This window comes from Corynebacterium lemuris, from assembly GCF_024919295.1.
Lineage (GTDB): Bacteria > Actinomycetota > Actinomycetes > Mycobacteriales > Mycobacteriaceae > Corynebacterium > Corynebacterium lemuris.
In genome coordinates, this window is record NZ_JANWTC010000001.1 from 433,679 (window position 1) to 447,698 (window position 14,020).

The following is a 14,020-nucleotide window of genomic DNA, read 5'->3' on the forward strand; positions in this document are numbered from 1 at the left end:
TATCCGCCATTCAATCCCTCCCGTCCGGGAGGGGAAAGGGAGTTACGTGTTTGACGTAAACCTCTTCGAAGAGCTCCGCATTGGCCTGGCTACCGCCGACGACATCCGTCGTTGGTCCAAGGGCGAGGTCAAGAAGCCGGAGACCATCAACTACCGCACCCTCAAGCCGGAGAAGGACGGTCTGTTCTGCGAGCGCATTTTCGGCCCCACCCGGGACTGGGAGTGCGCCTGCGGAAAGTACAAGCGCGTCCGCTACAAGGGCATCATCTGTGAGCGCTGCGGCGTCGAGGTGACCAAGTCCAAGGTGCGTCGTGAGCGCATGGGCCACATCGAGCTGGCCGCCCCGGTCACGCACATCTGGTACTTCAAGGGTGTCCCGAGCCGTCTCGGTTACCTGCTGGACCTCGCGCCGAAGGATCTCGAGCGGATCATCTACTTCGCCGCGAACATCATCACCTCCGTCGACGAGGAGGCACGTCACAACGACCAGTCCACCCTCGAAGCCGACATGCTCCTGGAGAAGAAGGACGTCGAGGCTGACGCCGAGACCGAGATCGCGGAGCGTGCCGCCAAGCTGGAGGAGGACCTCGCCGAGCTCGAGGCCGCCGGCGCCAAGGCCGACGCCCGCCGCAAGGTGCAGACCGCCGCTGACAAGGAGATGCAGCACATCCGCGAGCGTGCGGAGCGTGAGATCGACCGTCTCGAGGAGATCTGGCAGACCTTCACCAAGCTCGCCACGAAGCAGATGATCATCGATGAGACCATCTACGAGGAGCTCATCGACCGCTACGAGGACTACTTCACCGGCGGCATGGGTGCGGAGGCCATCCAGACCCTCATCCGCAACTTCGACCTCGACGCCGAGGCCGAGGAACTGCACACCATCATCAATGAGGGCAAGGGCCAGAAGAAGATGCGTGCCCTCAAGCGCCTCAAGGTCGTCGCCGCGTTCCAGCGTTCCGGCAACGACCCGGCCGGCATGGTCCTTGACTGCATCCCGGTGATCCCGCCGGAGCTGCGGCCGATGGTCCAGCTCGACGGTGGCCGTTTCGCCACCTCGGACCTCAACGACCTCTACCGTCGCGTGATCAACCGCAACAACCGCCTCAAGCGCATGATCGACCTCGGCGCGCCCGAGATCATCGTGAACAACGAGAAGCGCATGCTGCAGGAATCGGTCGATGCACTGTTCGACAACGGCCGTCGTGGCCGTCCGGTCACCGGACCGGGTAACCGTCCGCTGAAGTCGCTGTCCGACCTGCTCAAGGGCAAGCAGGGCCGCTTCCGTCAGAACCTGCTGGGTAAGCGCGTCGACTACTCGGGTCGTTCCGTGATCATCGTCGGCCCGCAGCTGAAGCTCCACGAGTGTGGTCTGCCGAAGCTGATGGCCCTCGAGCTGTTCAAGCCTTTCGTGATGAAGCGTCTGGTGGAGAACGACTACGCGCAGAACATCAAGTCCGCGAAGCGCATGGTCGAGCGTCAGCGTCCCGAGGTCTGGGACGTGCTGGAGGAGGCCATCTCCGAGCATCCGGTGATGCTCAACCGTGCCCCCACCCTGCACCGACTGGGTATCCAGGCCTTCGAGCCGAAGCTGGTCGAGGGTAAGGCCATCCAGCTGCACCCGCTGGCCTGTGAGGCCTTCAACGCCGACTTCGATGGTGACCAGATGGCCGTCCACCTCCCGCTGTCCGCGGAGGCCCAGGCCGAGGCACGCGTCCTCATGCTCGCCTCGAACAACATCCTGTCCCCGGCCTCCGGTAAGCCGCTGGCCATGCCACGTCTGGACATGGTCACCGGTCTGTACTTCCTGACCATGGACAAGAAGGAAGACGAGATCGGCGGCCAGGGTGCCTACAAGCCGGCCGACGAGAACGGTCCGGCACAGGGCGACTACTCCTCCTTCGCCGAGGCCATCATGGCCCGTGACCTGGGTACCCTGGGTCTGCAGGCGCCGATCCGCGTGCGGATCGACCACCTGCGTCCCCCGGTGGACATCGAGGCCGAGCAGTTCCCTGACGGCTGGGAGCAGGGTCAGTCCTGGACCGCGAACACCACCCTGGGCCGGGTCATGTTCAACGAGCTCATGCCGTGGAACTACCCGTACCTTGAGGGCGTCATGGTCCGTAAGGGTGGCGGCCCGGGCTTCATCATGCTCGGCGACGTCATCAACGACCTCGCGGCCCGCTACCCGATGATCACCGTCGCGCAGACGATGGACAAGATGAAGGACTCCGGCTTCTACTGGGCGACCCGTTCCGGCGTCACCATCGCCATGTCCGACGTTCTGGTTCTGCCGAACAAGGAGGAGATCCTCGAGGCCTACGAGGCCGAGGCACGCGAGATCGAGCACAAGTTCTGGGTCAAGGGTGCGCTGCGTGAGCGTGACCGCTACGACCGTCTCGTCGAGCTCTGGCAGGACGCCACCAACAAGGTGGGTAAGGCCGTCGAGGAGATGTACCCGGACGACAACCCGATCCCCATGATCGTGAAGTCGGGTGCCGCCGGTAACATGCGCCAGATCTGGACCCTGGCCGGCATGAAGGGCATGGTCGTGAACTCGAAGGGTGACTACATCACCCGTCCGATCAAGACCTCCTTCCGGGAGGGCCTGTCGGTTCTCGAGTACTTCAACAACTCGCACGGTTCCCGTAAGGGCCTGGCCGACACCGCTCTGCGTACCGCGGACTCCGGTTACCTGACCCGTCGTCTCGTTGACGTGGCCCAGGACGTCATCGTCCGCGAGGACGACTGCGGTACCCGCCAGGGTGTCCGCGTGCCGGTCGCGGTCGAGGCCAAGAACGCCGCAGGCGAGGTCACGGGATACACCCGCCACTCGCTGGTGGAGACCTCCGTCTCCGGCCGTGTCCTGGCGACCGAGCTGGTCGACGAGGCATCCGGTCTCAACCTGGAGCCCGGTTCCGACCTCACCGAGATGCGTATCGACGACCTCGTGGCCGCCGGCATCACCGAGGTCAAGGTCCGCTCCGTGCTGACCTGCCAGACCCACACCGGTGTCTGTGCCAAGTGCTACGGCAAGTCCATGGCCTCCGGCCAGCTGGTCGACATCGGCGAGGCCGTCGGCATCGTCGCCGCCCAGTCGATCGGTGAGCCCGGCACCCAGCTGACCATGCGTACCTTCCACCAGGGTGGTGTCGGTGGTGACATCACCGGCGGTCTGCCGCGTGTGCAGGAGCTGTTCGAGGCCCGCGTGCCGAAGAACGCCTCCCCGATCGCGGAGTTCTCGGGCACCGTTGAGCTGGAGGATGACGGCAACTTCTACAAGTTGACGCTGACCTCCGACGACGGCACCGAGGAGAAGATCTACGAGAAGCTGTCCAAGCGACAGGGTCTCGCACAGGTCCGGGTCCCGATGGACAACAACCCGTCGGTGCTCATCGAGCGCACCCTGCGCAGCGGTGACCATGTGGAGCTCGGCGACCGCCTGCTCCGCGGCCCTGCTGACCCGCATGATGTGCTCCGCGTGCTGCGTCGCCGTGGTGTGGAGAAGCACCTCATCGACGAGGTGCAGGCCGTGTACCGCACCCAGGGTGTGGCCATCCACGACAAGCACATCGAGATCATCATCCGTCAGATGCTGCGCCGCGGTACCGTCATTGACGCCGGTTCCACGGACTACCTGCCGGGTACGCTGGTCGACCTCACCGAGGCCCGTCGCGTCAATGCGGCACTCCGGGCCGAGGGTGGTCAGCCGGCGGAGCTGCGTGACCAGATCATGGGCATCACCAAGGCTTCGCTGGCCACGGAGTCCTGGCTGTCGGCCGCCTCCTTCCAGGAGACGACCCGCGTGCTCACGGACGCCGCGATCAACAAGCGCTCCGACCAGCTCATCGGTCTCAAGGAGAACGTGATCATCGGTAAGCTGATCCCGGCCGGTACCGGTATCTCCCGTTACCGCAACATCGAGGTCAAACCGACCGAGGCGGCCCGTAACGCGGCCTACTCGATCCCGACCTACGGTGACTCCATCTACGGTGACGACGGCTACGCCGAGTTCACCGGCGCCTCTGTGCCGCTGGACGAGGAGTTCCAGCTCTAGTAAACGCTGGTTGCCTGCCGACGCCCCGTCCCTCCCCGTTTTTTCCGGGGGTGGACGGGGCGTCCGCCTTTCGAGGGTAGGTCAGGGACGGGGTTTGCGGAGGACGCGCCGGACCTCAACCCCACCCATGAGGCCGAGGCCCCGCACCCGTACGACAGGGGCGTCGGCGGGTAGATCCTCGATGCGTTGCCTGACTTCTTCGTCGGTGCTGATGCCGAAACCACCCATGATGCCGATGCCTTCGCTGAGCACCCGGACGTCCTCCGGGACGAGGATCTCCACCCCGCCCATGATGCCGATGGCGTAGATGACAGTTTCTTGTGCGGCCAGGCGAGCCTCTGTGAGATCGATGCCGTTGCCGCCCATGATCGCAATAGAAAGATGGGCGGGCGCGATCAGCCAGTCCCCCTGTTTGTCGGTGCCACCCATGATGGCCAGGCTGAAGGAGCTGCCACCCGTCTCGCCGGTCACCCGACGCCGGGTCGGGGCGGAGGGTGCCCGGGGGGCGGGGGAGCGCTCCGGGAACACCACCGGGACCGGACCTTCGAATACGGCGGTGGGGTCCGGCATGAGGTCGGCCAGGGGTGCGGACAGCTCATCGCGGTAGCGGGCCGCGAGGACCGCCTTCGTGCGGTCATCGAACTCATTGAAGTCGATACGTCCCTCGGAGAACGCACGCCCAAGAGCCTCGTTGGCCCGGTTGCGGTCATCGTCGCTGGCTCGGAGGCGGGGCGGCTGTTCACTCATGTTCCCGATGGTACGGCCCGTGAGGCCACCTTGTCTGGCTCTCTGGCCGCGACGCCCTGCACGATGAGTGGTACCCGCCTGCGATGGCTGTCGAAGAGCAGGCTGGTGAACATCCTCTGCATGTCCCAACGGCGGGGCGCGTGGAGGTTATCCAGGCGCTGCAAGGTAAGCGCGTCGAAAGGGGATTTGGATTGCGGGGGTCTGCTGCTGTAGTGTCAGCTTCTAGTCCCACGTCTCGATGGTGGGAGCCTGCAGTTTTCCCGTAAGCCAGCGAGAGCGGCCGACGGGTTTTCGCACGTTTAAAAGTCGTGTGGCTACGTCGCAGGCGAGGAAGAAACTCTCAGCAAGTTTTCTCGGTCGGCTCATCCGGCCGGATAAGCCGATCAACACAGAAAGACGGTTATGCCCACTATTCAGCAGCTGATCCGCAAGGGTCGCCACGACAAGGCCGCGAAGATCAACGCCGCAGCCCTGAAGGGTTCCCCGCAGCGTCGTGGCGTGTGCACCCGTGTGTACACCACCACCCCGAAGAAGCCGAACTCCGCTCTGCGTAAGGTCGCCCGTGTGCGCCTGACCACCGGCGTCGAGGTCTCCGCCTACATCCCGGGTGAGGGCCACAACCTGCAGGAGCACTCCATGGTGCTCGTCCGCGGTGGTCGCGTGAAGGACCTCCCGGGTGTCCGTTACAAGATCGTCCGCGGCACCCTCGACACCCAGGGTGTCAAGGACCGCAAGCAGGCCCGCTCCCGCTACGGCGCCAAGAAGGGACAGTAAACAATGCGTAAGAACCGTGCACCCGAGCGTCCCGTCGTCAAGGACCCGGTCTACAGCTCCGAGCTCGTGACCCAGCTGGTCAACAAGGTGCTTGTCGACGGCAAGAAGTCCACTGCTGAGCGCATCGTCTACGGTGCCCTCGAGTCCTGCCGCGAGAAGACCGGCACCGATCCGGTCGGCACCCTCGAGAAGGCCCTGGGCAACATCCGCCCGGACCTTGAGGTCCGCTCCCGCCGCGTTGGTGGCGCCACCTACCAGGTTCCGGTTGAGGTCCGCCCGGGCCGCTCCAACACCCTGGCTCTGCGTTGGCTGGTCACCTTCACCCGCCAGCGTCGCGAGAACACCATGGTTGACCGTCTCGCCAACGAGATCCTGGACGCGTCCAACGGTCTCGGTGCCTCCGTGAAGCGCCGCGAGGACGTCCACAAGATGGCCGAGGCCAACCGCGCCTTCGCCCACTACCGCTGGTAGCAGGACAGAAAACCACACATGGCCCAGTCGGCAGCCGCACGCGCGTCCGTCCCTCACCGTCCCACCGCTCCGGCGGGTCGGCCGGGGCGGCGCTGAGGCGACTCGTCGATGGGGCCATTGGTGTCTCCCGGGGCAGGTGTCCCGGGCTGACGCGAGCCACCCGGCCATGGGGTGTCGTAGGGTCTGATGTCGGCGGAGTTCTTCCGACTGATGCCAGTACGACCAATCAATGGCAGAATTGAACGAGAACTATTCACTGACGGCGTCTGAGGCATACCCGCCGAGGGCGTCGAAGATCTACAAGTTGGGGTAAGACTGTGGCACAAGAAGTGCTTAAGGACCTGAACAAGGTCCGCAACATCGGCATCATGGCCCACATCGATGCCGGTAAGACCACCACCACCGAGCGCATCCTCTTCTACACCGGCATCAACCGTAAGGTCGGCGAGACCCACGACGGTGGCGCCACCACCGACTGGATGGAGCAGGAGAAGGAGCGCGGTATCACGATCACCTCCGCTGCCGTCACCTGTTTCTGGGACAACAACCAGATCAACATCATCGATACCCCGGGTCACGTCGACTTCACCGTCGAGGTCGAGCGTTCCCTGCGCGTCCTCGATGGCGCCGTCGCCGTCTTCGACGGCAAGGAAGGCGTGGAGCCGCAGTCCGAGCAGGTCTGGCGTCAGGCCGCCAAGTACGACGTTCCGCGTATCTGCTTCATCAACAAGATGGACAAGCTGGGCGCTGACTTCTACTACACCGTCGGCACCATCGTCGACCGCCTCGGCGCCAAGCCGCTGGTCATGCAGCTCCCGATCGGCGCTGAGGACGACTTCAACGGCGTCGTCGATCTCCTCGAGATGAAGGCCCTCATGTGGCCTGGCAAGACCGAGATCGGTACCGAGGCCACCGTCGAGGAGATCCCGGCCGATCTTCTGGAGAAGGCCGAGGAGTACCGCGAGAAGCTGCTCGAGACCGTCGCCGAGTCCGACGACGAGCTCATGGAGAAGTACTTCGGTGGCGAGGAGCTCTCGATCGATGAGATCAAGGCCGCGATCCGCAAGCTGACCGTCAACTCCGAGATCTACCCGGTCTACTGCGGCACCGCCTACAAGAACAAGGGCGTTCAGCCCCTGCTCGACGCCGTCATCGACTTCCTGCCGAACCCGCTGGACATCGGCGAGGTCGAGGGCCACGCTGTGGGCGATGAGTCCACCACTCTGACCCGCAAGCCGTCCGCCGACGAGCCGTTCTCCGCACTGGCCTTCAAGATCGCCGCACACCCCTTCTTCGGCAAGCTGACCTACATCCGTGTCTACTCGGGCCGCGTGGTCCCGGGCGACCAGGTGCAGAACTCCACCAAGGGCAAGAAGGAGCGCATCGGAAAGCTCTTCCAGATGCACGCCAACAAGGAGAACCCGGTGGAGGAGGCTCGCGCGGGCAACATCTTCGCCGTGATCGGCCTGAAGGACACCACCACCGGTGACACCCTCTGCTCCACCGACAACCCGATCATCCTGGAGTCCATGGACTTCCCGGATCCGGTCATCCAGGTGGCCATCGAGCCGAAGACCAAGTCTGACCAGGAGAAGCTGGGCACCGCGATCCAGAAGCTGGCGGAGGAGGACCCGACCTTCACCGTCCACCTGGACGAGGAGTCCGGCCAGACCGTCATCGGCGGCATGGGTGAGCTCCACCTCGATGTCCTCGTCGACCGCATGAAGCGCGAGTACAAGGTCGAGGCCAACGTCGGTGCCCCGCAGGTCGCCTACCGCGAGACCATCCGCAAGCCGGTCGAGAAGCTCGAGTTCACCCATAAGAAGCAGACGGGTGGCTCCGGCCAGTTCGCTAAGGTCATCATCGGTATTGAGCCTTACGCCCCGACTCCGGAGGAGCTCGAGGAGGGTCAGTCCCCGACCTACCACTTCGAGAACGCCGTCACCGGTGGGCGCATCCCGAGGGAGTACATCCCCTCTGTCGACGCTGGTATCCAGGACGCCATGCAGTACGGCTACCTGGCCGGTTACCCGCTGGTCAACATCAAGGCCACCCTGATCGACGGCGCCTACCACGACGTCGACTCCTCGGAAATGGCGTTCAAGATCGCCGGTTCCCAGGCTCTGAAGGAAGCTGTCGCCAAGGCCAAGCCGGTTCTGCTCGAGCCCGTGATGGCTGTGGAGATCACCACTCCGGAGGAGTACATGGGTGACGTCATCGGTGACGTCAACTCCCGCCGTGGCCAGGTCAACGCCATGGAGGACCGCGCCGGCGCCAAGCTGGTCAAGGCCAAGGTGCCGCTGTCCGAGATGTTCGGCTACGTCGGTGACCTGCGTTCCAAGACCCAGGGTCGTGCAAACTACTCCATGGTCTTCGACTCCTACGCTGAGGTCCCCTCCAGCGTCTCCGAGGAGATCATCTCCGAGCGCACCGGTAACTAGCCGGTAGTCTCCACCGCCGGAGCTGTCTCCTGTCCGCTCCCTGACGCCTGTGCCGGCGTCGGGGAGCAGGGGACGGAACCGGCAACGCGGTGAGGTAGCGGCCGGGCTGAGCAACCACCTTCCTCAGGTGGTGGCTGAGCCGGCCGTTACCCACCGTGAGATCCCGGATTCCACGCCGTGCCCGCACGGTCGGGCGAGCCGGGCCGTGGTTTGAAAAAACAGCGGTTGAAATCTAGGATCGTGTAACTGGCACATTGTGAAAACGTCATCGGGCCCCGTCTGTCACAGGACCGGGGGTCAATGACGACTGTCAACCACGTGGCTGCGAAGTTCGTAGCCACCATGAAGTCCAGGAGGACATACAGTGGCAAAGGCGAAATTCGAGCGTACGAAGCCTCACGTCAACATCGGCACCATCGGTCACGTTGACCATGGCAAGACCACCACCACCGCCGCCATCACCAAGGTTCTGGCCGACGCTTTCCCGGACCTGAACGAGTCCTTCGCCTACGACGCCATCGACAAGGCGCCGGAGGAGAAGGAGCGTGGCATCACGATCAACATCTCCCACGTGGAGTACCAGACCGAGAAGCGCCACTACGCTCACGTCGACGCCCCGGGTCACGCCGACTACATCAAGAACATGATCACCGGCGCCGCCCAGATGGACGGTGCGATCCTCGTTGTCGCAGCCACCGATGGCCCGATGCCGCAGACCCGCGAGCACGTGCTGCTGGCTCGCCAGGTCGGCGTCCCGTACATCCTCGTTGCACTGAACAAGTGCGACATGGTTGACGATGAGGAGATCATCGAGCTCGTCGAGATGGAGGTCCGCGAGCTGCTGGCTGAGCAGGACTACGACGAAGATGCTCCGATCATCCACATCTCCGCTCTGGGCGCCCTGAACGGCGAGCAGAAGTGGGTCGACTCCGTCCTGGAGCTCATGCAGGCCTGCGACGACTCCATCCCGGACCCGGTCCGCGAGACCGACAAGCCGTTCCTGATGCCGGTCGAGGACATCTTCACCATCACCGGTCGTGGCACCGTCGTCACCGGCCGTGTCGAGCGTGGCTCCCTGAAGGTGAACGAGGATGTCGAGATCATCGGCATCAAGGAGAAGTCCACCACCTCCACCGTCACCGGTATCGAGATGTTCCGTAAGCTCCTCGACTACACCGAGGCCGGCGACAACTGTGGTCTGCTGCTCCGCGGCATCAAGCGCGAGGACGTCGAGCGCGGCCAGGTCATCATCAAGCCGGGTGCCTACACCCCGCACACCGAGTTCGAGGGTTCCGTCTACATCCTGTCCAAGGATGAGGGCGGCCGCCACACCCCGTTCTTCGACAACTACCGTCCGCAGTTCTACTTCCGCACCACCGACGTCACCGGTGTCGTGAAGCTGCCGGAGGGCACCGAGATGGTCATGCCGGGCGACAACGTCGACATGACTGTCTCCCTGATCCAGCCGGTCGCCATGGACGAGGGCCTGCGCTTCGCTATCCGCGAGGGCTCCCGCACCGTCGGCGCTGGCCGTGTCACCAAGATCCTGAAGTAACAACTTCACGTATCTGACCTGAGAGGGCCCGGAGGATTTCCTCCGGGCCCTTTTGGTATTTCTGCCCCGGCGGGTATCTTCTCTGTCATGCTCAGAACCATCCTCGGCAGCAAGATCCACCGCGCAACGGTCACCCAGGCCGACCTCAACTACGTCGGTTCCGTCACGGTCGACGCCGACCTGCTCGCAGCGGCCGGCCTCATCGAGGGGGAGAAGGTGGCCATCGTCGACGTCACCAACGGGGCGCGGCTGGAGACCTACGTGATCACGGGCCGCCCCGGCACCGGCGAGATCTGCATCAACGGTGCCGCCGCGCACCTGATCCACCCGGGTGACATCGTCATCCTCATCTCCTACCTGCAGGCCACCCTCGACGAGGCTCTCGAGTATGAGCCACGCATCGTCCACGTCGACGAGAACAACCGCATCGTCGCCCTCGGCAACGACATCGCCGAGGCCGTCCCCGGTTCCGACACCGTCTCCGCCCGGAACATCTGAGCGGCGTGCAGGACCCCATGCGCATCCCGGGTGTCCTCGACGCCGTCCGCCGCGTGTGGGAGGGACAGCCGGACCTGCCGCTCCCCACTCTCTTCGGGGTGCTGGCCAACCGGGGAATCGGCTGGGGCGCGAGCGACGAGGACCTGCTCCGCGAGCTGTCCGCGATGGAACGCGCCCACCCCGGCATGCTCCCGCTTGTCGACGCCCGTGTCACCGCCCGCTTCCTCCTGCTCACCGAGGCTCCCGGCCACCGCGTGATGGTCGACCCCTGGCGGGTCGTAGTCCGCCGTCCGGAGGTCTCCGCCCAGCCCGGGGTGTGGCACTACGCCACGATCCGTCCGGCCTTCGTCGGCTCCCCGCTGGTGGTCACCTCCGCAGAGGGCATTGATCACCGGCTGGGTGTGCTCAGCAGCATCACCCTGCTCGATGACATGCCGGAACCCACAGTCCCGGATCTCACCGGTCTGAACCGCCGCGGTATGGGGGACGCGGTCTACCTGATCACCCTCGCCGACGGGGCGGCTATGGTGCTCTCCCACGGTCTGGATCATTTCACCGCCGGGCGCCGCAGACTGGAGCATGAGACATCCAGCTGGGAATCGTTGCGCACCTGCCGGCCGGGTGCCGGGCTGGTGGTGCAGGGGCCCGGGGGTGGTCCCGCCCGCGAGTACGGGGTGGTGCAGGACATCGTCCTGCTCGAGAATTCCCCTCAGGACTCCACCGGGTAGAGGTGGAGCCGGTAGACGGTGTCCACGTCGATGCCCGGCACCGCGGCGCGGACATCGCGCTCGGTCTGGTTGAGGACCGCCCACAGGGCGGGGACATCGGTGTCGGCGTGGGCCCGGAGAGTCAGCGTCAGGGTCGGCCGGTCCCAGGAATGCGCGACGGTCGCCTGCACCGACTCAACGCGCGGGTGCTCCTCCAGCTGCCGGGCCACGGCCGTGGCCAGCGTAGCCAGGTCGATCTCGATTGAGCCGAGAGCATCGGAGGCCGGGGAGACGACCCGGCCGATCCGGTAGCGGCGCAGGTTGAGGGCGATGAGTCCGCCGCCGAGAACGGCGCTGAGCAGCCCGACGACGATGAGCACTGGATCGAACCAGCCGGCTGAGGGGGCGATGAGCCACGCCGGGGAGTCGATCCGGTCGGCGAGGCCCTGTGCGAGGGGGACGTCGAGGAAGAGACCGACCGCCCAGGCCCCGCCGGCCAGGACGGACAGTCCCACCAGAAGGACGATGATCCGGTCGAGGAGAGCAATCCGGGCGTTCACTGCCGGACCTCCCCGGGGGTGTTCTCCCGGACCCGCAGGGCCAGGTCCAGACCCAGCCGGCCCAGCAGTGGATCGAGCACCGCGGCGACAGCGGGGGAGAGGTTCGCGTCGGGTGCCCGGCCGGTGACACTCACCGTGGCGGTGCGCCCGTTGACGTGGCTGGCCGCGGAGGCCACCCCGGGCACACCGCGGGCGGTGGCGGAGAGCATGCGGGCGATGTCGACCCGGCGCATCCAGACCGCCGCCCCGCGGCCGACGGGCAGGTGGGTGCGGGCACGCGGCCGGAAGGCCACCCACACCAGGAACAGTCCGAGCAGCACCGCCCCGGCTCCGGCCGGGAGCATCCACAGCTGGTAGGTGGCGTTTCCGACCGTCTCAATGAAGGGCTCGACCCAACTCTCCCAGTGGATGGAACGGGAGTTACGCAACCACACCTCCCGCACGCAGATCACCGCGACAGTCAGCAGCAGCAGACCGGTGACCACCGCGGCGGGACGCGCCCACGGGTCGGCGCGGGGCGGGAGGTGCTCAGCGGACACGGGACCTCCCCACGGTGATGGGCCGCAGGGGTGTGGGACGCACGGTGACGGGGCGCAGCCGCGGGTGGGTGGGGTGGGCGTCGATGAGCTCCGCGGTGACAGCCCGGCCGCGGACGACGGGGCCGACGACCACGTTGACCCGGGTGACGGTCAGCCCGGTGCTGTCCCGGACCCAGTCGGCGATGGTGGTGCGCACCGCCTCAGCGACGGCGGTGACGGGGGAGGGCCACACCACCGCGATGAACGCCTCGATGCTGCAGGTGCCGGCGGCGTCGTCAACGATGACGTCATAACGTGGCCACGTCCGACCCGTCGGCCGCTCCAGACTGCGGCCCAGTTCCATGACACCCGGCACGGAAGCGGCCGCGGCGGCGACGATGCGGGAGACCGCCCGCTCGGTGATCCTGAGCGGCATCTATCCCCGGCCTCCCAGACTGCGGAGGAAGGTGCGCAGGTTGATGCGCCGGTCCAGGTGCGCGCCGATGACCGCGCCTGCCCCGCCCAGCGCCACGGCGTAGAGCAGCCCGGCCCAGCCCCCGAGGATGAGCGCGAAGGCCAGGGCCAGGCCGATGAGGGTGCCGGTGCGCGTGTGGCTACTCACGGGGTCCTCCGGTGGCGTCGGCGAAGAACACGTCCACCTCGGTGTCTAGGAAACCCGCCACCACCGCGCGCACCTCCGCCGCGATCTCCGCCAGGGGCCGGGGTGCGGCCAGATCAACGATGAGATGGACCTCGAGGGCGGTGGGGCTCACCCGCAGGCCGTTGACCCGGTGACGGGGATAGAGCAGGGCCACCTCCCCGAATCGACCGGCGTGCAGACCAGCGACGCCGGGGATGGCCCGGATGTCCGCGGCCACCCGGTCGGCGACGTCACTCTCCATCGGGTCCGTGGTGGGGGAGCGGTTAATGGAGGCGCGGTGCGTGCTCGGTGTGCGGGGCATCCGGGTCCTCCTCGTGGCCGGTGTCGAGATGGACGTCGTGGACGGTGATGTTGACCTCCGTGACCTCCATGCCGGTCATCTTCTCGATGGCGCTGATGATGTTGCGGCGGATGGCCTCCGCGAGCTCGTGGATGGCCACCCCGTACTCCGCCACGATCGACACGTCGACCACCACCTGGCGCCCGCCGACCTCGACATGCACCCCGTGCTGGACACTGTGATGGCCGGTGGCCGGGCCAGCGAAGGATTCGCGCAACGCGCCGACCATCCGGCCGGTACCCCCGCCGAGGGAGTGCACGCCGGAGACCTCCCGGGCGGCCAGCGCGGCGATCTTGCCCACGACGACATCCTCGATGCGGGTGATTCCGCGAGGTGCGGCGGGCCCGGCCGGGCCGGGGTTGTGCTCCGACTTCTCCGACATGACTGTGACTCCTCCGACGGCGGGTGTGCCTGTGTGATGCCCATAGTAGTTGAGGTGATGGATTGTGTTTCCGGTCCCTGACGTGGTTTAATACGTAGGTTGCTTTGACACGACGTGCGCCCGGGTACAGCCCGGGTGGCATCGTCGCTGGTGAGGCGAACATGACACCTTCGTCAGGCAGTCCTGCGGGACCGGCTGGGAAGGCTCCGCAATCGGGTCAAGGTCACCGTAACAGGTTGGATATACCCGAGCGTGGGGACCGGAGAAGGGGCATGGCAAATAAACAGCGGCAGTACGCAAGGGTCCACG

General features: G+C 65.8%; 14 protein-coding genes. 7 read left to right on the forward strand and 7 right to left on the reverse strand.

Features of this window, described 5'->3' with window-relative positions:
* Nucleotides 1–46: 46 nt before the first annotated feature.
* A complete protein-coding gene (locus tag NYP18_RS02135) occupies nt 47–4,057 on the forward strand; it encodes a DNA-directed RNA polymerase subunit beta' (RefSeq protein ID WP_259426462.1) in 4,011 nt (1,336 codons plus the stop codon).
* A gap of 81 nt (nt 4,058–4,138) precedes the next feature.
* Here the strand turns inward: NYP18_RS02135 and NYP18_RS02140 are convergent, their stop codons facing one another.
* The gene (locus NYP18_RS02140; RefSeq protein ID WP_259426463.1) at nt 4,139–4,804 is read right to left on the reverse strand and encodes a DUF1707 SHOCT-like domain-containing protein; all 666 of its coding nucleotides are present in this window, start codon (nt 4,802–4,804) and stop codon (nt 4,139–4,141) included.
* A 402-nt stretch (nt 4,805–5,206) separates the two neighbouring features.
* On the opposite strand from NYP18_RS02140, the gene rpsL reads away from it, so the two are divergent.
* The 6 genes from rpsL to NYP18_RS02170 all read left to right on the forward strand — a co-directional run bounded on the left by rpsL (nt 5,207) and on the right by NYP18_RS02170 (nt 11,271).
* Nucleotides 5,207–5,578, forward strand: a complete 372-nt coding sequence (gene rpsL / locus NYP18_RS02145) for a 30S ribosomal protein S12 (protein WP_126120184.1) — start codon at nt 5,207–5,209, stop codon at nt 5,576–5,578.
* A 3-nt stretch (nt 5,579–5,581) separates the two neighbouring features.
* Complete coding sequence (gene rpsG, locus NYP18_RS02150; protein WP_126120183.1) at nt 5,582–6,049, forward strand: 30S ribosomal protein S7; 468 nt, start codon at nt 5,582–5,584, stop codon at nt 6,047–6,049.
* A 317-nt stretch (nt 6,050–6,366) separates the two neighbouring features.
* Nucleotides 6,367–8,490, forward strand: a complete 2,124-nt coding sequence (gene fusA / locus NYP18_RS02155; RefSeq protein WP_259426464.1) for an elongation factor G — start codon at nt 6,367–6,369, stop codon at nt 8,488–8,490.
* Between the two features lie 364 nt (nt 8,491–8,854).
* The gene (tuf, locus tag NYP18_RS02160) at nt 8,855–10,045 is read left to right on the forward strand and encodes an elongation factor Tu (protein WP_259426465.1); all 1,191 of its coding nucleotides are present in this window, start codon (nt 8,855–8,857) and stop codon (nt 10,043–10,045) included.
* Nucleotides 10,046–10,132: 87 nt separating this feature from the next.
* Nucleotides 10,133–10,543 carry an aspartate 1-decarboxylase gene (gene panD / locus NYP18_RS02165; protein WP_042620704.1) on the forward strand — a complete coding sequence of 137 codons (411 nt, stop codon included), beginning with the start codon at nt 10,133–10,135 and terminating at the stop codon, nt 10,541–10,543.
* Between the two features lie 5 nt (nt 10,544–10,548).
* Nucleotides 10,549–11,271 carry a hypothetical protein gene (locus NYP18_RS02170; protein WP_259426466.1) on the forward strand — a complete coding sequence of 241 codons (723 nt, stop codon included), beginning with the start codon at nt 10,549–10,551 and terminating at the stop codon, nt 11,269–11,271.
* On the opposite strand, the gene NYP18_RS02175 is transcribed toward NYP18_RS02170, so the two are convergent.
* From NYP18_RS02175 to NYP18_RS02200, 6 genes are read right to left on the reverse strand one after another with little or no spacing between them, the layout of a single operon-like run.
* A complete protein-coding gene (locus tag NYP18_RS02175) occupies nt 11,253–11,810 on the reverse strand; it encodes an Asp23/Gls24 family envelope stress response protein (RefSeq protein WP_259426467.1) in 558 nt (185 codons plus the stop codon). The genes NYP18_RS02170 and NYP18_RS02175 overlap by 19 nt on opposite strands.
* Entirely contained in the window at nt 11,807–12,349 is a 543-nt protein-coding gene (locus tag NYP18_RS15520) for a DUF6286 domain-containing protein (protein ID WP_259426468.1), read from the reverse strand. Before NYP18_RS15520 ends, NYP18_RS02175 begins: the two co-directional genes overlap by 4 nt.
* Nucleotides 12,339–12,764 carry an Asp23/Gls24 family envelope stress response protein gene (locus NYP18_RS02185; RefSeq protein WP_259426469.1) on the reverse strand — a complete coding sequence of 142 codons (426 nt, stop codon included), beginning with the start codon at nt 12,762–12,764 and terminating at the stop codon, nt 12,339–12,341. Before NYP18_RS02185 ends, NYP18_RS15520 begins: the two co-directional genes overlap by 11 nt.
* Nucleotides 12,765–12,950, reverse strand: a complete 186-nt coding sequence (locus NYP18_RS02190; protein WP_259426470.1) for a hypothetical protein — start codon at nt 12,948–12,950, stop codon at nt 12,765–12,767.
* Entirely contained in the window at nt 12,943–13,290 is a 348-nt protein-coding gene (locus NYP18_RS02195) for a hypothetical protein (RefSeq protein WP_259426471.1), read from the reverse strand. Before NYP18_RS02195 ends, NYP18_RS02190 begins: the two co-directional genes overlap by 8 nt.
* Entirely contained in the window at nt 13,253–13,711 is a 459-nt protein-coding gene (locus NYP18_RS02200; RefSeq protein WP_259426472.1) for an Asp23/Gls24 family envelope stress response protein, read from the reverse strand. Before NYP18_RS02200 ends, NYP18_RS02195 begins: the two co-directional genes overlap by 38 nt.
* Nucleotides 13,712–14,020: the final 309 nt, after the last annotated feature.